The 25,267-nt window shown below is 63.3% G+C and carries 21 protein-coding genes and 1 tRNA gene; 11 read left to right on the top strand and 11 right to left on the bottom strand.

Features of this window, described 5'->3' with window-relative positions; translation table 11 throughout:
* Complete coding sequence (locus tag ACH79_RS07530) at positions 1-279, bottom strand: DUF4212 domain-containing protein (protein ID WP_161850449.1); 279 nt, start codon at positions 277-279, stop codon at positions 1-3.
* 252 nt (positions 280-531) lie between these two features.
* Between ACH79_RS07530 and ACH79_RS07525 the strand changes: the two genes are divergently transcribed.
* From ACH79_RS07525 to ACH79_RS07515, 3 genes are all read left to right on the top strand, one after another.
* Positions 532-1,182, top strand: a complete 651-nt coding sequence (locus ACH79_RS07525; RefSeq protein WP_161850448.1) for a hypothetical protein — start codon at positions 532-534, stop codon at positions 1,180-1,182.
* Between the two features lie 70 nt (positions 1,183-1,252).
* Positions 1,253-3,385: a DUF294 nucleotidyltransferase-like domain-containing protein gene (locus ACH79_RS07520; protein ID WP_161850447.1), complete on the top strand. Its 2,133-nt coding sequence runs from the start codon at positions 1,253-1,255 to the stop codon at positions 3,383-3,385.
* A gap of 249 nt (positions 3,386-3,634) precedes the next feature.
* Complete coding sequence (locus ACH79_RS07515) at positions 3,635-4,306, top strand: response regulator transcription factor (RefSeq protein WP_161856257.1); 672 nt, start codon at positions 3,635-3,637, stop codon at positions 4,304-4,306.
* A gap of 344 nt (positions 4,307-4,650) precedes the next feature.
* On the opposite strand, the gene ACH79_RS07510 is transcribed toward ACH79_RS07515, so the two are convergent.
* From ACH79_RS07510 to ACH79_RS07480, 7 genes are all read right to left on the bottom strand, one after another.
* A complete protein-coding gene (locus ACH79_RS07510; protein WP_161850446.1) occupies positions 4,651-8,160 on the bottom strand; it encodes a hybrid sensor histidine kinase/response regulator in 3,510 nt (1,169 codons plus the stop codon).
* Between the two features lie 109 nt (positions 8,161-8,269).
* The gene (gene hemA, locus ACH79_RS07505; protein ID WP_161850445.1) at positions 8,270-9,499 is read right to left on the bottom strand and encodes a 5-aminolevulinate synthase; all 1,230 of its coding nucleotides are present in this window, start codon (positions 9,497-9,499) and stop codon (positions 8,270-8,272) included.
* A gap of 284 nt (positions 9,500-9,783) precedes the next feature.
* Positions 9,784-10,440, bottom strand: coding sequence for a HEAT repeat domain-containing protein (locus ACH79_RS07500; RefSeq protein WP_161850444.1), 657 nt, complete (start codon positions 10,438-10,440; stop codon positions 9,784-9,786).
* Between the two features lie 15 nt (positions 10,441-10,455).
* Positions 10,456-11,517 carry an MBL fold metallo-hydrolase gene (locus tag ACH79_RS07495; protein WP_161850443.1) on the bottom strand — a complete coding sequence of 354 codons (1,062 nt, stop codon included), beginning with the start codon at positions 11,515-11,517 and terminating at the stop codon, positions 10,456-10,458.
* A 257-nt stretch (positions 11,518-11,774) separates the two neighbouring features.
* Positions 11,775-13,901: a methyl-accepting chemotaxis protein gene (locus tag ACH79_RS07490; protein ID WP_161850442.1), complete on the bottom strand. Its 2,127-nt coding sequence runs from the start codon at positions 13,899-13,901 to the stop codon at positions 11,775-11,777.
* 223 nt (positions 13,902-14,124) lie between these two features.
* Positions 14,125-14,850, bottom strand: a complete 726-nt coding sequence (locus ACH79_RS07485; RefSeq protein WP_161850441.1) for an outer membrane protein — start codon at positions 14,848-14,850, stop codon at positions 14,125-14,127.
* Between the two features lie 222 nt (positions 14,851-15,072).
* Positions 15,073-15,393, bottom strand: a complete 321-nt coding sequence (locus tag ACH79_RS07480; protein WP_161850440.1) for a DNA-binding transcriptional regulator — start codon at positions 15,391-15,393, stop codon at positions 15,073-15,075.
* Between the two features lie 102 nt (positions 15,394-15,495).
* Between ACH79_RS07480 and ACH79_RS07475 the strand changes: the two genes are divergently transcribed.
* Positions 15,496-15,729 carry a hypothetical protein gene (locus ACH79_RS07475; RefSeq protein ID WP_161850439.1) on the top strand — a complete coding sequence of 78 codons (234 nt, stop codon included), beginning with the start codon at positions 15,496-15,498 and terminating at the stop codon, positions 15,727-15,729.
* Positions 15,730-15,735: 6 nt separating this feature from the next.
* On the opposite strand, the gene ACH79_RS07470 is transcribed toward ACH79_RS07475, so the two are convergent.
* Positions 15,736-17,199: a GH1 family beta-glucosidase gene (locus ACH79_RS07470; protein WP_161850438.1), complete on the bottom strand. Its 1,464-nt coding sequence runs from the start codon at positions 17,197-17,199 to the stop codon at positions 15,736-15,738.
* 12 nt (positions 17,200-17,211) lie between these two features.
* Positions 17,212-18,231: a family 16 glycosylhydrolase gene (locus ACH79_RS07465; protein WP_371419371.1), complete on the bottom strand. Its 1,020-nt coding sequence runs from the start codon at positions 18,229-18,231 to the stop codon at positions 17,212-17,214.
* A 313-nt stretch (positions 18,232-18,544) separates the two neighbouring features.
* Between ACH79_RS07465 and ACH79_RS07460 the strand changes: the two genes are divergently transcribed.
* Positions 18,545-19,531, top strand: coding sequence for an HD-GYP domain-containing protein (locus ACH79_RS07460; RefSeq protein WP_161850437.1), 987 nt, complete (start codon positions 18,545-18,547; stop codon positions 19,529-19,531).
* A 185-nt stretch (positions 19,532-19,716) separates the two neighbouring features.
* Positions 19,717-20,748 carry a hypothetical protein gene (locus ACH79_RS07455; RefSeq protein WP_161850436.1) on the top strand — a complete coding sequence of 344 codons (1,032 nt, stop codon included), beginning with the start codon at positions 19,717-19,719 and terminating at the stop codon, positions 20,746-20,748.
* Between the two features lie 50 nt (positions 20,749-20,798).
* On the opposite strand, the gene ACH79_RS07450 is transcribed toward ACH79_RS07455, so the two are convergent.
* Positions 20,799-20,873: transfer RNA gene (locus ACH79_RS07450), tRNA-Thr, on the bottom strand.
* Between the two features lie 334 nt (positions 20,874-21,207).
* On the opposite strand from ACH79_RS07450, the gene ACH79_RS07445 reads away from it, so the two are divergent.
* The 5 genes from ACH79_RS07445 to ACH79_RS07425 all read left to right on the top strand — a co-directional run bounded on the left by ACH79_RS07445 (position 21,208) and on the right by ACH79_RS07425 (position 25,155).
* The gene (locus ACH79_RS07445; RefSeq protein ID WP_161850435.1) at positions 21,208-21,408 is read left to right on the top strand and encodes a hypothetical protein; all 201 of its coding nucleotides are present in this window, start codon (positions 21,208-21,210) and stop codon (positions 21,406-21,408) included.
* Positions 21,409-21,487: 79 nt separating this feature from the next.
* The gene (locus ACH79_RS07440; protein WP_161850434.1) at positions 21,488-23,194 is read left to right on the top strand and encodes an FAD-dependent oxidoreductase; all 1,707 of its coding nucleotides are present in this window, start codon (positions 21,488-21,490) and stop codon (positions 23,192-23,194) included.
* A gap of 27 nt (positions 23,195-23,221) precedes the next feature.
* The gene (locus tag ACH79_RS07435; protein WP_161850433.1) at positions 23,222-23,533 is read left to right on the top strand and encodes a UBP-type zinc finger domain-containing protein; all 312 of its coding nucleotides are present in this window, start codon (positions 23,222-23,224) and stop codon (positions 23,531-23,533) included.
* A gap of 83 nt (positions 23,534-23,616) precedes the next feature.
* On the top strand, positions 23,617-23,799 hold the full coding sequence (locus tag ACH79_RS07430) for a hypothetical protein (RefSeq protein WP_161850432.1): 183 nt from the start codon (positions 23,617-23,619) through the stop codon (positions 23,797-23,799).
* Between the two features lie 843 nt (positions 23,800-24,642).
* On the top strand, positions 24,643-25,155 hold the full coding sequence (locus tag ACH79_RS07425; RefSeq protein ID WP_161850431.1) for a hypothetical protein: 513 nt from the start codon (positions 24,643-24,645) through the stop codon (positions 25,153-25,155).
* Positions 25,156-25,267: the final 112 nt, after the last annotated feature.

Genomic DNA, 25,267 nt, shown 5'->3' with positions numbered 1-25,267 from the left:
TCAATCTTCCTCGGCAAAGCCGAATTCGCGATCGATCTTGTCCTGCTGTTTCGCGAACATGAACAGCATGACAACGAATGCGATGAGCGATCCTTGCGCGGCCATGTAGAAGCCGAGCGGGAAACCGAGGATCGGAATGACGATATTGTTGAGCGGCTTCACGAACATGTGGATGACGAAGCCGAAGAAGAACCAGATGCCGAGATGCGTGAACATCAGGCGTGATGTCTTCGCCCAATGTGCTTCTTCTTTAGCTTTCAGATCTGTGGGGTTAGCCATGGGTTGCAAATCCTCCCTCAAGACACCGGTCAGCAAAGTGTGCCGGGATTGAACGATCGAGGGGATTGCAATCCCGTCAGCGCGGCACCCCCCTGCGCCGCAGTCCCAACCGCTCTTGTGCCGGTTTGGAACTAACGAAGGCTAACATCACGAACAGTCAGTTCTTAATAATACTTTCGGGGGGTAGAGTATGTTGCGACTGCTAACAGCGATGCCGCATTGGAATCATTGCGCTTTGCAGGTACCGGATAATTGGACAAGCTGATCGAGGTCGCCGCGCAGGAAGAGACTGCAATGAAGCTGTTCGAAAAACTGTTTCGTCCCCGTCCGCCGATTCGCGACCGCGAGGCGCTCGCGGACTTCGTCGATGCGCAGTCGGCGTACATCGTGCAGAAGGGCATCTACGAATATTCGCGCGCCCGCGCAGGCCATTACGCCAAGGTGCTGTTCGCCGAGGAAGGCTTTGCCAAATCGGTCGAACACGCACGCTGGCAGGCCTTTCCGCTCGGGCTGTCGATGGTCGGCGAGACGGTAGAGGTCGTATTGCGTCCGCACGCCGGGGAAGAGCGCCGGGCGGTGCTCGACCAGATCATCGCGGTCGTCCTTTCGGTGTTCGACCGTTATCCGGTGCCGCCCTCGATCGGCGAGGCCGCCTGGCAGGAGGCGCGGCGCGAACTGGCGCATCGGCTCGACCTGGTCGGCGGGCACGCGCCCAAGCGGGTGATGGACATTCCCGAACCGCTGGCCGAGAGCTACTTTGCCATGATGCCGATCCACGAAAAGCTGCGCGGGCGCGATTTCCAGACCACACGCAATTACCTGCGTGTCAGCCTGTGTAATATCCATGACGAACTGGTGGACCGGATCGATGCGCCTGCCGTGACCAGCGCACTGCTTGAATAGGGCGTCAGGCACATTGCCAACGCCAGCTTGTCGACCGGTACTACGGTGCGGCGGTGAGGGGAGGAGGGTGATGGACAGGACGGCTGGCAGTGTCCCGCTGTTGTCACTCGACGCCGTTGTCATCGATGTCGAAACCACCGGGCTCGATCCGCGCAAGGCGCGGGTGATCGAGCTTGCCGGCGTGCGGCTCACCGCTGGAAAACTGGTTGCCGACGGTTCGTTCCGTCAATTGATTCGGCCGGCCGGCGAGACAATCCCAGCCGAGACGACACGCATCCATGGCATCGACGATGCCATGGTGGCCGGCTCGCCGCGTTTTCCGGAGGTTTGGCCGCGCTTCGACGCGTCTGTCGGTCGGGCCGTCGTCATCGGGCACATGATCGGTTTCGATCTCGCGATGCTGAAGCGCGAATGCGAACTGGCGGGGTTGCCATGGTCGCGGCCCCGGACGCTCGACACCAGGTTACTTGCGGAGATCGCCGCGCCGGACCTGGCCGGCTATGAGCTGGAGAAGCTGGCCGCCTGGCTCGGCATCGACATGGTCGACCGGCATTCCGCACTGGGCGATGCAATCACAACGGCGCGGATATTCCTGGCGCTGGTACCGAAGCTGCGCGAACACGGCATCCGGACCGTTGCCGAAGCCGAACGCGCCTGTCGCGCGCTCACCGCCGTGCTCGACGATCAGGTGCGCAGCGGCTGGATCGAGGCGGTCGACGCAGCGGCCCGCCTCGATTCCGAGCAAACCCTGCAGCGCTTCGATAGCTATGCGTTCCGCCACCGCGTCGGCGGCATCATGCGGACGCCGGCGGTCTTCGTCGCTCCGGATGCCACGGTCGGCGAAGCGCTGGCGCAAATGGCGGACGAGAAGATATCGGCCATTTACGTGCGCGGACCGCAGCCGGGCCCGGAAGTCAGGGCGGCTGAGGCAGGTATCGTGACGGAGCGCGACGTGCTGCGCGCCGTCTCCCGGCTCGGTGCCCCGGCGCTGCAGCGACCAATCGCCGAGATCATGAGCACGCCTCTGGCAGCGGTCCCGGCGGATGCGCTTGTCTATCGCGCGATCGCCCGGATGAATCGTCTCAAGACCCGCCATCTCGGTGTTGTCGACGACGCCGGCCACGTGGCGGGTGCATTGTCGACGCGCGATCTGCTGCGCCTGCGCGCGGGCGATGCCATATCGCTCGGCGAGGAGATCGACGATGCTGGCGACGCGCACGCGCTGTCAGCGGCCTGGGCGCAGTTGCCGCGCGTCGCGCGAATGCTTCTGGCAGAAGGATTGTCCGGTCGCGATATCGCCGAAGTGATTTCCCTGGAACTGGGCGCTCTTTCCCGTCAGGCCGCGGTGATCGCCGAGCGGATGATGCGGGAGAGCGGCCGAGGCGGGCCGCCGTGCGAGTATGCGCTGCTGGTGCTCGGATCGGCTGGACGCGGCGAGAGCCTGTTGGCGATGGATCAGGACAACGCCGTGATCTTCGCGCAGGGCGGGCCCGATGGCGAGGAGGATCGTTGGTTTGCCGAACTCGGGACGCACGTCGCCGATATCCTGCACGAGGTCGGCGTGCCCTATTGCAAGGGCGGTGTCATGGCCAAGAACGCGCTTTGGCGCGGCTCGGTGGCAACATGGCGGGATCGCGTCGACAAGTGGATCACACGTTCCAGTCCCGCCGATCTGTTGTCCGTCGATATCTTCTTCGACCTGCGGGCGGTTCACGGCGACGGTGGCCTTGCCGTTGCCGTGCGTCAGGCGGCCTTCGCGGCGGCCGAAGGCCAGGTCGCGTTTATCAAACTGTTGGTCGAGAACGTCAGCGTTCCGGCGAGCCTGAAATTTTTCGGCGGGATCCGCACGGTCGCCGGCCGTATCGACCTCAAGGCGGCCGGACTGTTTGGTCTCGTCGCATGGGTGCGCGCGATGGCCATCCGCTATCACGTCATGGACCGGTCGACGTCGGCGCGACTGGCCGGCGTGAAGGCGAGGGTTCAGGCCAGCGAGAGCGATCTCGATGCGCTTGGCGAAGCCCAGGGCACCTTTCTCGATCTCATCCTGTCGCAGCAGGTTGAGGACATCGCCCACGGCATCCCGCCTTCCAACGCGGTTGCCCTGAAGCGATTGTCGGGCCGTGACCTCGATCGGCTGCGTGCGGCACTCGATGCTGTCTCCACCATCGATGAGCTCGGTCGCGATCTCCTGTTCAAGGATTGACGCTACGCGTCTTTTCGAAAGCGAAGCATTCTCCGAGTTCCCTGGGGCTCGGCCGGCGCGGCCCAAATCCTCAATTGTTCATTTTTTGCGTTGCACCATTCGCGAGGAATCGGCGCCGATTAACTGCTTTTGCGGGACGCGGGAAAGGTTGCCTTGCAAGTCGCTTCCTGACAGTGGACAATCAAATTGCTGTCAATCAGCAACGACTTGCATGCTTTCCCGACCTCTTGTCGGCGCCCGGAACAGATGATCGCTGCTGCCAATACCCACCTTGTCATCGCCGATGACCATCCGCTCTTTCGCGACGCTCTGCGACAGGCGGTTGCCAGTGTCGTGGCTTCGGCCGCCATCAGCGAAGCCGGCACGTTCGACGAACTCACCGCGCTGCTCGAGCGGGATTCCGACGTCGACCTGATCCTGCTCGATCTCACGATGCCGGGGATCTCGGGCTTCTCGGGGTTGATCTACCTGCGGGCGCAATATCCCGCGATCCCGGTGGTGATCGTGTCGGCGAGCGACGATGCGGGTACGATCCGGCGGTCGCTCGATTTCGGCGCCTCCGGCTTCATCCCCAAGCGCTTCGGCGTCGAGACGCTGCGCGACGCCATCATGAAGGTGATGGAGGGCGACGTCTGGGTGCCGCCGGACACCGATCTCTCCTCGGCCACCGACCCCGACATGACGCGGCTGCGCGACCGCCTGGTGACGCTGACCCCGCAGCAGGTGCGGGTGCTGATGATGCTATCGGAGGGGCTGCTCAACAAGCAGATCGCCTATGAGCTCGGCGTCTCCGAAGCGACCATCAAGGCGCACGTCTCGGCGATCCTGCAGAAGCTCGGCGTCGAAAGCCGGACGCAGGCGGTGATCGCGGCGGCAAAGATCTCCGGCGGCCAGTGGCGCCAGGGCACGCCGACGGGGTGATTCCCACCGTCGTTGCGGGCGTTAGCGAGCATGATGATTTTTGGTCAGATCGATTTGGCCGCAGACGCGCTTCACCTCTCCCGCTTGCGGGGGAGGTCGGCGCGAAGCGCCGGGTGGGGGCTCTCTCCACTCGGGCAGTCTCGCCCGGGGAGACACCCCCCACCCCAACCCTCCCCCGCAAGCGGGAGAGGGAGCGCACCTTCTTCGTGGTCGCAATCAAACCTAATTTCATCATTCTTCTAGCGAAGCAATGCGTCTTTCCGTGCGTGCGGTGATAATGAATTGCTTCGCGGAGCCTGTCATCGGGCGCATTGGCGCGACCCGGTGGCCCGCAATGTCGGCGTCTACTCCGCCGCCACCATCTGCTGCGCCCGCCACTGGCCGAGCAGCGCCCGGAGCGAGGCCGGCTTCACCGGCTTGTTGAGGATCGCGATGTTCTCCTCGCGCGCGGCGGCGCGGACGTTCGGGCTGCGGTCGGCCGTGATCAGGATGGCCGGAATGTTTTCGCCGAAGCGGCGGCGGATCTCGCGGATCGCGGCGACGCCGTTGCCGCGGTCGAGATGATAGTCGACCAGCAGGCCGGTCACGCTGTTGCCGGAAGCTTCGATCGCGGCGATCGCGGCTTCCGGGTCGGCCACCGCGATCACCTCGGCGTCCCAGGCGGTCAGCAATGTCTTCATGCCGTCGAGGATCGCCGGATCGTTCTCGATGCAGACGATCAGGGCGCCGCTCATGGGCGTCTTCGACAGCGGCGTCGCGCTGGTGACGGCGGCGGTATGGTTGACTCCCTTGGCGACCGGAACCGTCACCGAAAACACCGAGCCGCCGCTGGCGTTGGCGTCGATCGCGATACCGTGGTTGAGTACGCGCGCCAGCCGCTCGACGATCGATAATCCAAGGCCGAGGCCGCGGGCGATCCGCGCGCCCTGCTCGAGGCGGTGGAACTCCTTGAAGATCTCGCCGCGCTTCATCACGGGAATGCCGACGCCGGTGTCGTAGACGGCGATCTGCAGCGATTGCCCGTGGCGGCGGCAGCCGACCAGCACGCGCCCGCGCGGGGTGTATTTGATCGCGTTCGAGATGAAATTCTGCAACAGCCGGCGCAGCAGCGAGCGGTCGGATTGCACCGGCAGCGAGCAGGGCACGAAGGTCAGCTCCAGCCCCTTGGCGCGGGCAATCGGCGCAAACTCGATCTCCAGCGAGCGCATCAGATCGGCCATCTTGAAGCTGGTGATCGAGGTCGCCATCGCGCCGGCATCGAGTCGCGAGATGTCGAGCAGCGCGCCGAGGATTTCCTCGATCGCCTCCAGCGAGTCGTCGATGTTCTCGACCAGGCGGGAATCCTCGCCGCCGTTCTGCCGTTCGACGAGGCTCGTCACATACAGCCGTGCCGCATTGAGCGGCTGCAGGATGTCGTGGCTGGCCGCCGCCAGAAACCGGGTTTTCGAGATGTTGGCGTCCTCGGCGGTGCTCTTGGCCTGCGCCAGTTCCGAGTTCAGGCGCGTCAATTCCTCGGTGCGGTCACGCACGCGCTTTTCCAGCGTCGCATTGGCGCGCTCCAGCGCTTCGGCGGCCTCGAAGCTCGGGGTGACGTCGGAGAAGGTGATGACGAGGCCGCCGCCCGGCATCCGGTTGGAACGGACCTCGATCACCATGTGACGGTCGGGCAGGCGCTCCAGATAGGGCTCGCCCACGGTGGTGTAGGCCTCCAGCCGCCGCGCCAATAGCGCATCGGAATCGCCGGCGCCGGACGGGCTGACCGCGTCCATGAATTCGAGGATTTCCTGCAAGGGAATGCCGAGCTGCACCAGTTGCGGCGGCAGCGCGAGAATTTCGCCGAACTGCGCGTTCGAGCAGATCAGTTGCAGATCGGCGTCGAACACTGCGATGCCCTGGCGCACATGGTTGAGTGCGGTCTGCAGGATCTCGCGGTTGAAATGCAGCGCGGCGTGGGAATCGTCGAGCAGCTTCAGCGCGGCCTTGGCGGAGACGGTGCGCTTGCGCAACAGCAGCGACATCACGAGGCGCGAGGAGGCCGCGCCGATCGAGGAGGCGATCAGGCGTTCGGCAAATTGCAGCAATTCGAAATCGGCCGGCGCGGCCGGATCGAGAGTGCCGGGATGATCGGCGGCAAAGGTCTGGAAGGCCTGGGCGGCGCGCTCGGGGCCGAGATATTGCGCCACCGTGCTCTGGATGTCCTGCACGGTAACGGTCGTCCGCCAGCGCCGGAACGTCGGCGTGATCGGCGTCAGCGTGTTGGGTACGAACAGGTCCGCCTGCAGCCGTTCGATCGACGACGGCCGTTGCGCGATCGACACCACGATGTAGGTCAGGATGTTGAGCGAGAGCGACCAGAGCACGCCATGCATCAGCGGCGGCAGATCGGCGCCCAACAGCGCCCGCGGACGCAGCGCCTCGATGCCGAATGGTCCGTGTTGCAGCAGCAGCAGGCCGGTGGGATTGCCTTCCAGGAAGCTCGGCAGAAACAGCGTATAGGCCCACACGGCAAAGCCGACCAGCATGCCGGTCATGGCGCCGCGTGCGGTTCCTTCGCGCCAGAACAGGCCACCGAAGAAGGCCGGCGCCAGTTGGGCAAGCGCTGCGAACGACAGCAGGCCGATCGCCGCCAGTTGCGCGTTGCCGAGCGCGCGATAGTAGAAATACGCCATTACCATGATGGCGAAGATCGCAAAGCGCCGGATCCTGAGCAGGAAGTCGCCGAAATCCTTGCTGCCGTGGCGCGTCGCGGGGCTGCGCTGCAGCACCAGCGGCAAGACGATGTCGTTCGAGACCATGATGGAGAGCGCGACGCATTCCACGATCACCATCGCAGTCGCGGCCGACAGGCCGCCGACGAAGACGGCAATGCTCAGCAACGGGGAACCCGCCTCGATCGGCAGCGCCAATACGTACATGTCGCTGTCTACGGCGCCGAACGGGAAGGTAACGAGGCCGGCGAGCGCGATCGGAATCACGAACAGGTTGATGGCGATCAGATAGAGCGGAAACAGCCAGCGGGCGCGGCTGACCTCCTCGGGGCTAGAGTTCTCAACCACGCTGACGTGAAACTGTCGCGGCAGAAGCATGATCGCGCAGAACGACAGGAGCGTCATGGTGAGGAAATTGCCGATCGACGGCGCATAGTTGATGGCGCGCACCGCCTCCGGCGTCTTCATCGCGCGTTCGATCAGCTCGACGGGCGTGAACATCCAGAAGGTGACGAAGGCGCCGGCGGCGAGAAAGGCCACCAGCTTGACGATGGATTCGGTGGCGACCGCCAGCATCAGGCCGTGCTGGTGCTCGGTGGCGTCGGTCTGGCGGGTGCCGAACAGCACCGCGAATGCCGCCATCGCCAGCGTCACCACCAGCGCGATGTCGCCGATGATCGGGATCGAGGAGAACAGCTTGTCCTCGCTCAGGATCGTCTCCAGCGACGACGCCACCGCCTTGAGCTGCAGCGCGATGTAGGGCACGGAACCGACGATCGCGATCATCGCCACCGTGCCGGCGACCGCCTGGCTCTTGCCGTAGCGCGCCGCGATGAAGTCGGCGATCGAGGTGATGTTCTGCGACTTGGCAAGCTGGATCACGCGCCGCAGCAGCGGCGTGCAAAGCCCGATCATCAGGATCGGGCCGACATAGATTGCGAGGAAGTCGACGCTGGTGCGGGTGGCGAAGCCGACGGAACCGAAGAAGGTCCAGGAGGTGCAGTAGATCGCCAGCGACAGCGGATAGATCAGCATGCCGGCGCGGCCGCGCTGGCTCGGCGACAGGCGGTCGCCATAGCTGGCGACGACGAACAGCAGTCCGATATAGGCGAACGCGGCGGCGATTACGCCCCAGTCGTGCAGCATCGCTGCATATCTCCCTTCACGGCCAGCAGCCGTAAGGAGAGTATAAACGCTTTGGGCCGGCAACGCACCGCGCTACCGGCCCAATTCGCTGGGATTAGCAGGGGTAGGGTTACTCGGCCGCGAGCGATTTCTGCTTCACGGGCAGGCCGAGGCGGTCCCAGACCTGCAGCAGCGCTTCGGCGAGCCCGTCGATCAGGCCGTCGTCGTGGTAGGGCGAGGGTGTGATCCTTAAGCGCTCGGTGCCCTTGGCGACCGTCGGATAGTTGATCGGCTGGATGTAGATGCCGTGCTCTTCGAGCAGGAGGTCGGATGCCTGCTTGCACTTCTCGGGATCGCCGACGAACAGCGGCACGATGTGGGTGTCGTTCGACATCACAGGCAGGCCGGCCGCATTGAGGATCGCCTTGACCCGGGCGGCGCGGTCCTGGTGGCGCTCGCGTTCCCAGTTCGAGGCCTTCAGGTGGCGGATGGCAGCCGTCGCGGCCGAGCAGATCGCCGGCGGCAGCGCGGTGGTGAAGATGAAGCCCGGCGCATAGGAGCGGACCGCGTCGACGATCTCGGCCTTGCCCGCGATGTAGCCGCCGAGGCAGCCGAAGGCCTTGGCGAGCGTGCCTTCCAGCACGTCGATGCGGTGCATGACGCCGTCGCGCTCGGCGATACCGCCGCCGCGCGGGCCGTACATGCCGACCGCATGGACTTCATCGACATAGGTCATGGCGCCGTATTTCTCGGCGAGATCGCAGATTTTTGCGAGCGGCGCGACGTCGCCGTCCATCGAGTAAAGGCTCTCGCAGGCGATCAGCTTGGGCCGATCGGGACCTGCCGCAATCAAGAGTTCTTCCAGATGCGCGAGGTCGTTGTGGCGGAAGATCTGCCGCTCGCAGCCGGCCTGGCGAACGCCCTCGATCATCGAATTGTGGTTGAGCGCGTCAGACAGGATCAGGCAGTTCGGGATGAGTTTTGCGATCGTCGAGATGCCGGTCTGGTTCGAGACATAGCCCGAGGTGAATAGCAGCGAAGCTTCCTTGCCGTGCAAATCGGCCAGTTCCTGTTCGAGCTGCACCAGCGGATGATGGGTGCCGGCGATATTGCGGGTGCCGCCCGCGCCGGTGCCGACACGCGTCGCGGTTTCCACCATGGCGCCGACTACCTTGGGGTGCTGGCCCATGCCGAGATAGTCGTTGGAACACCAGATCACGACGTCGCGCTTGCCCTTTGGCGAGTGCCAGACCGCATGCGGAAAACGGCCGGCGATCCGCTCAAGATCGGCGAAAACGCGGTAGCGCCGCTCGTCATGCAGACGGTTGAGGGCGGTTTGGAAAAATTTGCTGTAATCCATCACAAGACCTGGAACGGAACCGGCCGGGTTGGCGTGAGGCCTTTTTAGAGCCTTTCCAGCTTTGATGTCTATGCGATTTCCCACATTTCCGCGCGCCTCCGGGATGCTACTTAGCCGGCGCAAATGTTGACCGGGATCAAGGCGCTAGGCGGGATTTGCACTTTCGGAATTTCGCTTCCGAAAATGCAAGGCGCCATTGCGCGTCAGGTGGTGCGGAACCGCAATATGTCGTCCGTGACCTCGCAGGTCAGCCGGCCCTCGCCAGCATGTAGTTGACGTGACGATCAGTTCGCCGACGGTTGGCTACGGCGTGCAATCGCCTGGCTGGCGTGCGCAGCGGCTCTTCGGACGTGACCGTCTCGATCATCCAAGAGGGGTGCCAGGAGCGGCAAGATGTCAGATTCGCCGTGAGCCCCCGCCAGTTCGCAAGCCCACGAGCGATGCCGCGGAAGCTTATCACGGAAAAAGTCAGCGAAGAGCACACGCCAATTTTCACCGTGAGGCTGCTGCCTCAAGGCCGAGGCAGCTTGCCGCCGAACGGAGATTTCGGGATCTTTCTTGTATATTTCGAGGACGGCCTGAAAGTCTGCGTCATCCCAAATCACGGACAGAGCTCGTAGCGCGCTCTCTCGCGTGGACGCCGCTGGCTCTGCCAGCAGGGGAAGCAGCAGATCATGCGCCTCGACCAACTTCCATTGTTCTACAACCGCACAAGCTGTGCGCCTGACATACTCAGAAGAGTCACGAAGCGCGCCAAGAACGCTTGCGGTCAGCTCGCGCCCGCGCGCGTGCCTTCCGATGATCTCCAAAGCTGTGCGACGCAGAAACTGATCGCTTGCCGTAGTCAACTTTTGAAGGGTATCCATCGCCTCGACATCGTTTCGCGACGCCAGATTGCGAATATCCTCGTGCGTCGTTGGCTGCGTTGGTTCGGTGGGCACGATTGCCTCACGAATTCAGGTGGTGCGGAATCGCAGTATGCCGTCTGAGACCTCGCAGGTCAGGCGCCCCTCGACCAGCATGTAATTGACATGCGCGACCAGCTCGCCGGCGGCAAAGCCCATCTGGTGCTCGTCCAGCACGTGCTTGTGGAACACGACCGGCACCAGCTCCTTGGAGGTCTGCGGCACTTCCCGGCAGGCTTCCGCGATCAGGCGGCAGCGGTCCTCGTGATGATCGGCAAGCTGCTTGATGCGGGTCTTCAGCCCATAGAACGGCACGCCGTGGCCGGGCAGCACCATCACGTCATAGGGCAGCGTGGTGGTGAGGCTGGCGAGCGAGGCCAGATATTCCCCGAGCGAATTCTGGTCGGGCTCGACCGCCCAGACGCTGACATTGGGCGAGATCTTGCTCAGCACCTGGTCGGCGGAGAGGAACAGCTTGTCGGCGGCGCAATACAGCATCACCTGGTCGAGCGCATGGCCGCCGCCGGTGATGACCTTGAAGCGCCGCGTGCCGATCACGACCTCGTCGCCATGCGAGATGCGGCGATAGGACGGCGGCAGCACCGAGACCCGCTTCAGATAATCCTGGCCGCGGCCGAGCAATTTGTCGGTCAGGCTCTCGTCCATGCCGTGTCGGCGGAAGAACAGCCGCTGCGCGTTGCGCCGCTCCTCGGTGCCGCGGTTCTGGTGATAGACCGATTGCAGATATTCGACCTGCGACATCTGCAGCGGGCAGTCGAAGCGCTCGGTGATCCACCCGGCAAGGCCGACGTGATCGGGATGCGAATGGGTGACGATCAGCCGCGTGACCTTCACGTGCCGGAGCGGCCCCTCGAACAGGGCGGTCCAGGCCGCGATGGTTTCCTCATTGCCGAAGCCGGAATCGACCATCGCCCAGCCGTCGCCGTCGGCCAGCAGGTAGATGTTCACATGGTTGAGCCGGAACGGCAGCTTGAGGCGGACCCAGAGCACGCCGGGCACCACCTCGACGACCTGATCGTGGCCGGGATGGCTCTCGAAGGGGTATCGCAGTGCCTCGGCCGAGGACTGCACCGTGTCGGTTTTCGAATGCATGCTACCGGCTTAGCGGTAGAGGCGGCGCCGCGCTAGCCGAAAAGAGCGATGGCGGTGTCCGCGCGCACGGGGGAACGCAAGGCGCCGGGCTCAAATGCATGAGTTTACGGAGCAATCCTGTGCCACCGCGCATGGCCGACGGTGGCGCATGCCCCCGATGCTACGCGGTGTGCCCGGCTACTTTGCATGGGGTTGTTTTCGCATTTTTTGTCGGCCAGGCTCGCGGCGGCGGCGGCGCCGCCACCCGGCACCCTCAGCTACGCCGCCCGGATATTCGACAGGAACGCGTCGATTTCCGCGCGCAGCACGTCGGCCTCGCGGCGCAGCGCGTCGGAGGCGGTCAGCACTTCGTCGGCGGCGGTCTCGGCCTGCGCCGAGGCGCTGGAGACGCCGACGATGTTGTTGGAGACTTCGCTGGTGCCGCCGGCGGCGTGCTGGATGTTGCGCGCGATCTCGCGCGTCGCCGCACCCTGTTCCTCGACCGCGGCCGCGATTGCGGTGGTCACCTCGTTGATCTCGGCGATCGTGCTGCTGATGTTGCGGATCGCGGACACCGCGCTCTCCGTCACCGTCTGCATGCTGACGATCTGCTGGCGGATCTCGTCGGTGGCCTTTGCCGTCTGGTTGGCGAGGCTCTTCACTTCGGATGCGACCACCGCGAAGCCGCGGCCGGCATCGCCGGCGCGCGCCGCTTCGATGGTGGCGTTGAGCGCCAGAAGGTTGGTCTGCGAGGCAATCGTCTGGATCAGATCGACCACGACGCTGATCCGCGCCGCATTGTCGGCAAGTCCCTGCATGGTGGCGTCGGTGGCGCCGGCGTCCTGGACCGCCTTGCGGGCAATCTCCGACGAGGTGATGACCTGACGGCCGATCTCCTCGATCGAGGAGGACAGTTCCTCGGTGCCCGACGACACGGTCTGCACATTGGCCGAGGTCTGCTCGGCGGCGGTGGCCACCGCGGTCACCAGCGCGCTGGATTGATCGGCGGTCGCCGACATGCTTTGCGCCGTCGACTGCATCGAGCCCGCCGCGGTCTGCAGGCTGTCGAGCGCCGTGCGAACGGTGCTTTCGAACTCGACGATACGGGCTTCCATGCGGTTGGCGCGCTCGGCCTTGACGATGCGGTCCTTGTCCTGTTCGGCGGACAGCGCGCGGCTCTGGATCATGCTCTCGCGGAACACCTGCAGCGAATCCGCCATGACGCCGATCTCGTCCTGGTGGTGGGTCTGATAGACCTGGGTTTCGAGATCGCCGCTGGACAGCAGTTGCATCGAGTGCTGCAGGTTGCTGATCCGCCGCAGGATGTTGCGGCCGACATAGAGCCAGACGAACAGCACCGATCCGACCAGCGTCATCACGCCGAGGGCGAGCATGACCATGGTGCCGAACGAGATATCCTGACGCGCCTGCCAGGCGGCAGCGTTGGTTTCCTTCTGCACGGCGTCGACCAGTTGCTGCACGCTGATGCCGAGACCGACATTGAGCTTGCGGGTTTCCTCCAGAATGGTCTGGCCGTAATCGTCGGCGTCCAGCTCCTGCTGGCGGACCTTGAAGACGCCGGTCTTGCCCTCGGCGAGCGCCAGCAGGTCCAACGTTGCCTTCCGGACGACATTCATCGCAGTGGTCTTCGGCAACTGCTCGGCATTCGCCTTCACGCGCGCCTGCGCGGTGCGGAATTCCTTGCCAATGGTCTCCAGCGTATCGCCGTTGGTCGCCGACAGCGCGGCGATCATGTCGAACGCCATCATATTGCCGCTGGCGGCGATGTCGGCGAGCTGGTCAGCCGTCTTGTGGGCCTTGATGGCATCGGCTTGGGAAAAGCTAGGGGCGGCGTAGATGCTGTAGAGCTCGGTCTGGGCGTCGATCGCGGCTGGGCCGGCGGCGGAAATGAAGCGCCTTTGCGCCTTGCGCACGGCCTCGTACAGTCTTTCATGCTGGGCGGCCAGTTCGAGCCGCTCCTGCGCGGCCGAGCTGAGGCTCTTGATTACCTCGTCGAGGTTTTTCATGTTCTCGGTGAGTGCGGCAACCACCGCCTTGTCGGCGCCGAGCTCGACGATCTCGCCGAGCTTCTGCAGCGCGACCGTCTGGGTCTCCTTCATTTTCCGGGTACGATCGCTCAGCGCCTGTTCGCTGCGCGCGGCCAGTACCGCCGGTCCCTGGCTGGCAAGGCTCGCGCTCTGCGCCGAAAGTTGCAGGCTGGCGGCGAGGCGGGGAATGTCGCGTCCGCTCAAGTCCACCATGGTCCCGCCGAGCCGCCCGAGCATCAGGCCGGCGCCGGCCGAGATGACGATCGCCATGCCGGCGATGACGGCGAATGCGGCAAACAGACTGCCCCTGACGCCGAAGCGAAAACCCTTGTCTCGCAAAGTCGATTGTACCGCCATCTGCCCGCTGCCCCGTCTACGCTACCTTGGGATGTTTCCTCGCGCGGCAGTATCGCGATACCCGGTTAACAAGTTTGGAAAAACGGAACGTTTTTCGCCATAATTTTAGTTGTGCGGCGTTTTGCTGCGGATTTTTCCGTGGACCGGAAAACCGCAAGGCGCAGAACGAAAACAAGAAGGCCGGCGTGAAAGCCGGCCTTCTGCAATTCGCGGTTGAAAGCGCTCAGTAGCGTGCCACGACCGGGCTTGCGAAGTTGAAGCGATAATTGACGCCGAGCTTCAGGGTGTGGTCGTCATTGTGGAAGCTTCCGAACGGCGCCAGCGCGACGGGGCTCACGAAGCGGCTGCTGCCGAAATCGTAATACATGTACTCGCCTTTGACCGACCAGTTCGGGGCGACCATGTATTCGAGGCCGGCGCCGACAGTCCAGCCGTTGCTGTGATTGCCGTCGAGCAGGAAGGCGATTGGCACGCCGCCGAGCGTCACCCGCTCGCTGTTGTCGGAATAGGCATAACCGCCTTTGACGTAGATCAGGCCCGGACCCCAGGTGTAGCCGATGCGGGCCGTGATCGAGCCGAGACCGCGCTGATCGTTGGTGTAGACGTAGCCGCCGGGGAAGGTGGCGGTGAGGTTGTTCTTGCCGAGCCAGGAATACTGGCCCTCGGTGCCGAGCACCCAGTTCGGCGCGAACTGCCAGTCGAGGCCGGCCTGAACGCCGCCGAGCAGGCGGGCGCGGGAATCGCTCAGCACTGTGCCATTGAAATCGTTGCTGCCGCTGAAGGCGCCGCCGATATGGCCGCCGAGATAGAAGCCCGTCCAGTTATAGAGCGGGGCCGCATAGGCCGGGGGCGTCTTGTAGTAGGAGCGCCCGCCGAGATCGGCACCGAGGGCGGGCGCGGCGGCGGTGAGGGCGACGAAGGCCACGAGGGCTGCGAGGATCTTCTTCATGGTGTTGGTCTCCGAAAACCGTTCGGCGACACCCTCGTGCGGGGCATCACATGGCCACGCACTTAGACTGCATTTATCTAAAATGCTGTCACTCCGAGGTGACAGCGGGGTGTAACCCAACCCATTGGCCGACAAACGTTTTTCGTACTTAATGAAGGCCTAATCAAAGGTAAGCAAAGGCTTAATTTCGGTAAGTCTCTACCGCTTCGGAGCAAGCCTTGCTTAACCAATGCGGCGGCGCACGTCGCTGCGCATCTGCTCGCGGAAGGCCTGCCGGCGGGCCGGGCGGTCTTTCACCGGCACGTCGTGGCGGTCGAACACGTTGAACATTTCGAGGATCGGATAGTGGTCGCTGGCCATCGCCAGGATGCGCAGCAGTTCGGCGACCGGCCCGGTCGGACCGGTGATCTCCCATTTGCGGATGGTGTCGGCGCCATCAGCGGCCGGCAGTCCGCAGAGCTTGGCCATGTCGGCCACCGACAGCGGCTGGCCGATGGCCTCGCCGAGATGCTGTCGAAGTTTCTTCAGTTCGGCCCCGGTCACGGCGTCTCCATTACAAATCGACCTCTGTGAAGTGCGTCACATACCAGATCAGGCGTGGGGTCTATACGCAGCCTATTAGGTTTCCTGATGAGGAGGGTAACCATGCGCCGATTACTTGAAAGCCTTACACCCGAGGCCCGCGAGATTTATTGGAAATTGGTCGGCGGCATGTTCGCTCTTTATGTCGTGCTGATGTTCACGGCTGCAGGCATGTTTCTCGGTCACGAATCTTCGCGCAAAGTCGCGCAGCAACCCGTCACGACTGTGGCAACCGACGTCGAGCAGCGCTCGATCTCCGAAGGCTCGTCGCCGGTGCGGCAAGCCGCGCGGTATTGACAGCGTTCAGACGCCGATCGCGTTCCGCGCCACCACGTCGCGATAGAAGGCGACGCTGAGTTTCGGCGTCCGCCGCTGCGTCTCGAAGTCGACGTGATAGAGCCCGAAGCGCTTCTCGTAGCCGAAGATCCATTCGAAATTGTCCATCAGGCTCCAGAGGAAATAGCCGCGCACTGGCACGCCCTCCGACGTCGCGCGCTGCAATTGCCGCAAGTAGTTGCGCAAGTACATGATGCGATCGAGGTCGTAGACCTGGCCGTCGGCGCGAAGCTTGTCTTCCGACGAGGTGCCGTTCTCGCTGATATAGATCGTCTCGATATTCCAGACCTTTGCCGCTAGCCGCGGCGCCCAGTAGATCGTCTCCGGGCCGACGCGCAGCCATTCCGAATTCATGTGCGGGAATGAGGCGGGGAAGGGCAGCACGCTCCAGCCCGGCGCCTTGTCGGAAGCGGCGATATAGAATTGCGGCGCGTAGATGTTGAGGCCGACGAAATCGTTCGGCTGCGAGATGATCTTCAATTCGGCATCGGTGAATTTCGGTGCGTTCTTGCCGGCGAACTGCAGGAAGCCGTCGGCGTATTTGCCTTCCAGGATGACGCCGAGGAAGCCTGAATTCAATTCGCGCGTCGCGATCTCTGCGGCGCGGACGTTTTCCGGCGTGTCGAACGCCGGCACGCAGGCCGCGATGTTCTCCGCCGGCCCTACCTTGGTGCCTTTGCGCCCATGGGCGCGGATCGCCTGCACGGCAAGGCCATGCGCCAGCGCCACATGGTGGCGGACCTGATTGACATCAGCGTCCGGCAGCTTGAGCCCGGGGGCATCGACGCCCCAGCCGTAGCCGAAATTCACGAACCTTCCGGCCTCGTTGATCGTGAAGATCGATCTGACGCGATCACTGATACGCGCCGCCACAACGCCGGCGTAATCGCCGAATGCCTTTGACGTTTCGCTGGACCGCCAGCCGCCGACCTTGTCCTCGAGCGCCTGCGGCAGGTCCCAATGATAGAGCGTCGCGTAGGGCTCGATGCCCTGCCTGAGCAGTTCGTCGATGAGGCGGTCGTAGAAGTCGAGGCCCTTGTCGTTCGGCTTGCCGGTGCCTTCGGGAAACACCCGCGGCCACGCGATCGAAAACCGGTAGGCTTTTGCGCCCACTTCCCTGATCAGGCCGATGTCTTCCTTGTAGCGGTGATAATGTTCGTTGGCGCGGTCGCCGGTGGTGCCGTCCTCGATCTTGCCCGGCGTGTGGGAAAAGGTGTCCCAGATCGAGCGGCCGCGGCCGTCTTCATTGACGGCGCCCTCGATCTGATAGGACGAGGTGGCGGTGCCCCACACGAAGTCTTTCGGAAAGCTCGCCGGCGCGGGCCGGTCGGCTGCTGCTTGCGCGGCGGCTTCAGCCGGACGCGCCGCCATGCCAAGGGCGGACAGGCCCGCCAGCTTTGCAAAATGCCGGCGCGAGAATTTTCCGAACATCATGGTCTCCGGTCAGCGTTCGTCGATTTGGTAGGCGGATATCCTGTCGATCTCGAATGCGACAATATTGGGAGATTCGCCGTCGACGAAGCCCACGCCCTCGAGAGTCTTCGAGCCCATCGCAAGGTTCACGATCATGTACATGGGTTCGTGGAAGCCGACCGGGACCTTGATCTCGGAGACCGGCTGTCGGTCGATGAAATAGGTGATGCGATCCGGCTGCCACAGCACGCCGTAGTCGTGGAACGCGGTCGGGGCGTCCGGCACAATGAAGTCAAACCCGCAGCGTTCCACGCGCTGCGTCTCCGGTATCCGCCAATGCGTCGTCATCACGATGTCGCCCGGCCGCTGCCCGCGGCCCTCCATGATGTCGACTTCGGGCGGCCAGCCGCCGTCATCGGCCAGCATCCAGAACGCCGGCCACACGCCGGTGCCGACCGGTACCTTGGCGCGGATTTCGAAGTAGCCGTACTTCTGGGCAAACCGGCTCTGGGTCGTCAGGATGCCCGAGATATATTCATTGTTGAACAGCACGGCCTTCAGCGCCGGCGGGGTGCGGCTGGCTGTGATCGAGAGAATGCCGTCGCTGACCTTGAACGGATCGAGGCCGAGCGGCGTCGTTTCGCGCCCGCCATAACGCGGATCGACATAGATCTGCTGTTCGCCATTATAGCTGGTCTTGCGCCTGAAATCGGACCCCTCGCCACCCCAATAACGCGCTTCCGGCCAGGCAGCGCCGCCGGCGTAGTAAGACGCCCATCTACCGTCCGTTAACGGATGCGCGTCGAAATCGTCGTGAAAGGTCCGGTGCAGTGCTACCGATGCGAAGGAGGCGGCGTTCGGCGCCTCGACGCGACGGCATTTTTCGCCGAGGATGGCGGTTGCGACCTGCAGCGTGAGTTTCGTGGTCGCGCCGGCGAGATCGGCCTGCGCGGATGCCGGGCCGGCGGCAAACAGGCAGCCGACCGAGAGCAAAGCATACAGCGTCGATCTTTCGGTTCCCGAATTGTTTCGAGACGACAGATCACTCACTGACGATGTCCTCGATTTCTGTCTTTTGAGGCCGAACCGCGTCCCTCAGTTGGGGTACGTAGTTATACGAGGTAGCCGCTTAACGGCAAGGTAGCCCCGATGTCCAACAATGAGATACGTTAAAACTACCTGATGCTGATGGCGCCGAGTGTGGGCTCGGCGTTCCGAAACACCGGCAAGATTGTTCAATTTTTCTTTTCTGTTCTTCAGCGTCGAGGGACGATTTCTTCAATATTCGCGCGTACGGACCTTTCTCGAGATGCTCGTCTATTTTGTCACAGACGAACCGACGAAGTTGCCTGCGATTCGAGCCATGCTCGAGCCGCAGCATGCCGTGGTCCCCTGGCTGCTGGGCGGTGACGGCACTCGGATCCGGTCGCACGGCGTGCTGATGGTCGACGTCGACCTGCGGCAGATGCCGCGCGTCGATCAACTCAGGTTCATTCTGCAGGACCTCGCCGCGATCCCTGAGAAGCTGTTCGTCGTTCACAATCTCTCCCGTTCGATGGTGGCGCAGGCTCATGCGCTCGGCGCGACCTCGGTCATTTCGCGCCCCAAGGAAGCCATTCTCAAGGTTGCGCAGATCGAAGCGGCGGAAGCCGCGGCGGACAACGCCGCGGCTCCGGGATTGGATATGGACGAAGGCGTGGCAGCCTTTGCCTCGATGTTTTCGAATGTGCGTCTCGGCAAGCCGGTGCAAGTCGCCGATGCGAAGCGTGCGACGTCGAAGATCATCAACCGTGTCGGGCGGGACGGATTGTCGACATGGCTCGACGAGGTGCGCCGCTATCACGAGGGCACGTTTCAGCATTGCCTGCTCGTCACCGGCGTTGCGGTCGGCTTCGCCCTCGATATCGGCTTCTCCGGCGCCGACGTATCGCGGCTCGGGCTGGCGGCGACCCTGCACGACATTGGCAAGGCGCGCATTCCGCTGGCGATCCTCGACAAGCCGGGTCGCCTCGACCCTGAGGAGGAGGAGATCATCCGGCGGCACCCCGTGATCGGATATGATCTGTTGAAGGGCGTAGCCGGCATCACTCCGGAGATTCTGGACGGTGTGCGGCACCATCACGAATATCTTGATGGTTCCGGCTATCCGGATGGGCTGAAAGGCTCGGAGATTTCCGATCTCGTCCGGTTGCTGACGATCTCTGACATCTTCGCCGCCCTCATCGAGTCGCGGCCCTACCGGCCGCCGATGCCGCGGCCCGATGCCTACCAGATCCTCTGCGGCATGGATGGCAAGCTGGAGGGATCGCTGGTCAAGGCGTTCCGCAACGTCGCGCTGGGCTCGGAATAAGCCAGCGGGAGCACAAGCCGCGCTGATTTTCCTGATTGCGGCTGAACCACGATCTACGCCGGCCCGACCAATTCTTCGCCACAGATAAGCGCATGGCGCCTCGCTGCTCCGCACCGGACCGTCGCAGTCCGTCTTGAGCGGGTTAGCTGCTCGCTATCATTCCCGCGGTGGAGAGAGCCGAAGCCATGAATGTCAGCGGCCAGGACATCAGTCAAACGCTGGAATTCAGGTCAACCACGGCCATCGTCAGGCTGCTGCCGACCGGTCTCCTGCTGATCTTCCTGGGGCTCCTGATATATGCGCTGGTCGATCTCGACCGCGAGCCGTGGACGATCGTCGGAATCGTCCTCTGCTGGGTGCTCGGCGCTGGCTTGGTTGCTGTTACGCTCTGGCGGCGCTCGAATCCCGGCAAACCATTATTCACGCTTTCGCCCGCGGGCATCCATTACCGCATCCCCTTCGTCAAGGAGGTCCTGATCCCCTGGCGCGAAATTCAGGCTATCGGCACGATCGATGTTGAAGCGACGTACTGGTCGTTCTTCCAGTTCGGCAATGTCGCGACACGCAATTTAATGATCCTGCGCGACGTCACCGTGGTTCTGCTTTCGAAGTCATTTTACGACCAGCGGATCTTCGTCGACTCGCCCATCCTGCGCGGCCCCGGCTGGAGCGCCAACTTCATCCCCAAGGGCTCGCAGGTCCAGATGGCCTTGCACCACGAGCTCGTGTCGGTCGAGCCAAAGGCGCTCCGCGAAGCGGTCGAGGCGCGCTGGCTTGCCTTTCGCGATACGCCGGCCGCCGGGCCGGCAAGAACGAGCGTGCCAAGTGTGGTGTCAAGTGTCGTGTCAAGTGTGACGGCATCGCCGGGCACTCCAAGTGTTGCGAAGGCCATCATGGCTCCCACCGCGCCGAAGCCGGACGTTGTGGCGATGGGAGAAAACCCAAGGGCCATTTCGCGCTGGGACACCGTCAAGATCACTGCCCTGCTGATCGGCATCGCCGTCGTGCTGACCAATCTCACCGGGCTGTGGCAGATGCCGGGGCAGGCGCAGGAGCGTCAGGCCCGCGCAGAAAAAAGCGCAAAAGCGCGCGAGCAACAGAAATACTGGGCGGAGACGATCAAACGGCAGAAGGAGGAAAGCAAGAAGCTGGAAGCCGAGGCCAGGGAGCGGCAGGAAAGATTCGAGCAGGATATGCGACGCACCTTTGGCCGGTAGGCGCGGGCGGCTGAGAACAGTAATAAGACGTCGGTTATCACTGGAAGGAATGGTGCTGCCAGACAGGATTGAACTGTCGACCTCTCCATTACCAATGGAGTGCTCTACCACTGAGCTACGGCAGCATGCCCGGTATCTCTGGGAATCGGCCCAAACGGCCTCCCACTAGGCGGCCGGTTCTTGCCACAAGGGCCCCTCTGGCGCAAGCATGCGGGCGGGCCGGGAAGGGCCCAAAATCGTCAAAAATCGACGCGGGTCGCCGGCCAACTCCTTCAAAACGGTCAACTTCCGGCCAATCCGGTTCCCCGGAACGTCGAATCATGGTCGCGCCAGCAATTGCCTTTTGGCAGCTATACGGGTCGTTGCGGCGAGGGACCGCGAAACGCACTATGTTCCGGCGGCAGCGGGCGGTGGGTTGGGCTGCCTCTGTTTCGAGCAAGGATATTCGACGGATTGGCGATGACGGGCGATCAAGGCAAGGGCGCGGGCAAGACGGCTGCGGATGTGAAGGATTCACGACGCGACCGGCTGAAGCTGGCGCTGCGCGAAAATCTCAAGCGGCGGAAGTCGCAGGCGCGCGGGCGTAGCGATGGCGGCGCATCTTCCGAAAGCCCCAATGCCTCCCTAGATGACGCCAGCGAAGAAAAGACGGGCCAGTAGTGGAGAGGGGAATTCCCCGATCGCTCGCCGGGCGGCCTGACGGCTCATCGCACAGACCTTGTTACTTTGGGTGGCGATCATGAGTGCAGACACCACGGCTGGTCCGGCGACCGGCGCGGCGACCAACGCGTTTCCACGTTACGAGCAGACATTTCCGGCGCTGACGCCTCCCGAAATCGAGCGCATGCGCCGGTTCGGCGAGCTGCGCAGCTACAAGGACGGCGAAGCCCTGTTCGAGACCGGCAAGCAGGGGCCCGGCATGTTCGTTGTGCTGTCAGGCGATGTCGCGATCACCCAGCGCGACGGCCTCGGTCATGTCACGCCCATCATCGATCAGGGGCCGGGGCAATTTTTGGCCGAGATTGGCCAGCTTTCGGGCCGTCCCGCACTGGTCGACGGCCATGCCGAAGGCGATGTCGAGACGCTGTTGATCCCGCCGGATCAATTGCGGGCGCTGCTGGTCGCGGAAGCCGAACTTGGCGAGCGGATCATGCGGGCGCTGATCCTGCGCCGGGTCAGCCTGATCCAGGGCGGCGCCGGCGGCCCGGTATTGATCGGACCGCCTTCGCTCGGCGACATGGCGCGGCTGCAGAATTTTCTGGGGCGTAACGGCCAGCCCTACCACGTTCTCGATCCCGCCACCGACAGGGACGCCGCCGACCTCGTCGCGCGCTATGCCAGCTCGCGCGCCGAGCTGCCGCTGGTCGTGATTGCCGACGGGCGGGTGCTGCGCAATCCGTCGGAGCCGGCGATCGCCTACGCGATCGGCATGATCGGTGACCACAATCATGAAAAGCTTTACGACGTAGCGGTCGTCGGCAGCGGCCCGGCGGGCCTTGCCACCGCCGTCTATGCGGCTTCCGAAGGATTGTCGGTCGCGGTGTTCGACTCGCGGGCGTTCGGCGGCCAGGCCGGCGCCAGCGCCAGGATCGAAAACTATCTTGGCTTCCCGACCGGCATCACCGGCCAGGCACTGACCGGGCGCGCCTTCACCCAGGCGCAGAAATTCGGCGCCGACATGCTGATCCCGGTCTCGATCAATTCGCTCGATTGCAGCCGCCCCGATGGCGTCTTTGCGCTGGCGACCGATTGCGGGAAAACGATGCGCGCCAAATCCGTCGTGGTGGCGAGCGGCGCGCGCTATCGCCGGCCGGAGATCGAGAACCTCGCGAAGTTCGAAGGCCGCGGCGTCTGGTACTGGGCCTCGCCGATCGAGGCCAAGCTGTGCGTCGATCAGGATGTCGTGCTGGTCGGCGGCGGCAATTCCGCAGGGCAAGCCGCGGTGTTCCTGTCTGCCCACGCGCGCAAGGTCTACATGATCATCCGCGGCGGCGGGCTCGGCGCCAGCATGTCGCGCTATCTGATCGAGCGCATCGAGGCGACCCCCAACATCGAATTGATGTTCAATACCGAAGTGGTCGGCCTCGAAGGCGACGCCGAAGCGGCGCTGACGCGCCTGCGCTGGCGCAGCCGCCTCGCCCCGGAAGAACACACGCTCGATATCCGTAACTTGTTTCTGTTCGTCGGCGCCGATCCGGCAACGACATGGCTCGAAGGATGCGGCGTCATGGTCGATCGCGGCGGCTTCGTGGTGACGGGCACGCAATGCACCCAGAAGGACGGGCGGTCCGCCTCGCCGCTGGAAACCTCGGTGCCCGGCGTGTTCGCCGTCGGCGACGTGCGCTCCGGCTCGGTCAAGCGCGTCGGCGGCGCGATCGGCGAGGGCGCGCAGGTGGTGGCGGCGCTGCACGGCTTTCTCGCCGATAGCATGAAGCCGGCGCTTTAGATTCTTCGAGACGCGCGAGGTTGAAGCGTGACGAAAAAGGGCTGCAGCCATATCGCCGGCATTCAAACGGTGACGCCGAGCGCGCTCGGTTGCGAGGAGTGCCTGAAAAGCGGAAGCCGGTGGCTGCATTTGCGGATCTGCCGCACCTGCGGCCATGTCGGCTGCTGCGACGATTCGCCCAACAAGCACGCGTCAGCGCATTTTCATGCCACCGGCCATCCCGTGATCGAAGGCTACGATCCGCCGGAAGGCTGGGGCTGGTGCTATGTCGACGAAGTGCTGTTCGATCTGTCGCGCCGCAAGACGCCGCATAACGGTCCGATACCCCGCTATTATTAGGACGTGTACTGATAAAGCCGGACTGAGAGTAACGCCTGTAGCGCGAAGCTAAGATATCGGCCGTGATGATGGGTCCCTTTCCAATGCTTCAAGTCATTGGCGGATTTGGTGGCTTTGCGGTTGGCTACCAACTCTTTTCGCTACGAAACCCGGACCTTGGTCGGCTTGCCCGTCAACTGCGCTCCCTTGGCGCACTGGCAATCATGGCTATTGGTTTGATGCTCGGGCAAATCACCGGCCACTTTTTGCACAAGCTGTTAGCGTGATGGCTAGAACACCAACCGACGAACTACGCCACGTAGCTCGTTCCGACAGCTCCTGGCGCTAAGCCGCCCATCTTCAAAGCGGTGGCTAATCAGCTCCTTGAGGCGAAGCGGACACGAGTTCTCGCGGCCAGATACTTCCGAGCCTCACCCATAGCGGACAAAGAGACGATTCTATGGAATAGTCGCAACAGCTCCCATTTGTAAGCATCGAGGCTATTGCTTCTAACCGTGCAAGGATTTGGCAAGGCGGACGGCTCCTCTGCCCCCTGCAACTCCACCCAGTCCAAAGCTCACTAGGGTTCCGAAGAGCACGACGAGGGTCCAATCACTATGAATACCGCCCTGTGCGTGACCGAGAAACGATATCCCGATCGACAGAGCCGCGAATCCAAGCGTGGCTGCTCCAAGCGCGAAGCCCAGCAGGCCTGCGAGCAGGACAACCAACGACGTTCGTTTCGCTTCCCCCATCCGAAAATCCCTCGGGCACTTGGAGCGTCCGCGATGACGGCGGCAGGAGTCAACTCTACCAGAGCCAACCGACTACCGCATCTGGCCCCCGGCGGACATGCTAACGCGCGTCTGACTGATGTCGCTTGGGCGTAAGAGCCGATAGGAGGCCGGCCGCGCCATCCCCGAATTCATGAGTACACTCTAGATCTAACTCTTCAGCGCTGGCGCTGCCCGGTTTATGACAGCGGTGCAAAGATTTCGTGCATCATACTACTTTCGTTGATGCGTCCTTTATTCACGCACATGCCTGCCCTGACGACGCTGCACGCGATGCGTGTGGAAATTTTTGCTGACGCATCGTAACCTCTAGAAGATTTCAAAACGGGGGCCCACATGATTTTAGGTATGAGCTTGGCGACATTCGTTCTGGTGCATGTGATCATCAGCCTGATCGCAATCGTTGCGGGCCTTGTCGTGATGTTCGGGATGCTCGGCTCGAAGCGGATGCCGGGCCTGACCGCGATCTTTCTTCTGTTCACGATCCTCACCAGCGTTTCAGGATTTCTGATTCCGCCGCTGCTGTCCGAGAAGCTGCTGCCGTCGCATATGTTCGGCATTGTCTCGCTGGTGCTGCTGGCGATCGCCTGTTTTGCGCTTTACGTCATGAAGCTTAGCGGCGCCTGGCGCTGGATCTACGCGCTGACCGCGTTGGTCTCGCTCTATCTCAACGTCTTCGTGCTGGTGATCCAGTCGTTCCTGAAAGTGCCGGCGCTGCACGCGCTGGCGCCGAGCGTGCCGCCGGCCGAGCCGCCGTTCGCCGTCGTCCAGGGCATCGTGCTGGTGTTCTTCGTCGTCGTGATAACAGGTGTGCTCAGGCGATTCCGCCCGGCGCCGGCCTACGTCTGACCCGATTTCGTCATTCCGGGGCGCGCGTCAGCGCGAACCTGGAATCTCCATCTCATCCGGATTTCGCATCCGCGCGATAACGCGTGTCCCGGAATGACCGCATCACAAGAGG

The sequence above is a fragment of the Bradyrhizobium sp. CCBAU 051011 genome (assembly GCF_009930815.1).
In the GTDB taxonomy this organism is placed as follows: Bacteria; Pseudomonadota; Alphaproteobacteria; order Rhizobiales; family Xanthobacteraceae; genus Bradyrhizobium.
This window is presented reverse-complemented; position numbering and strand designations above follow the sequence as displayed.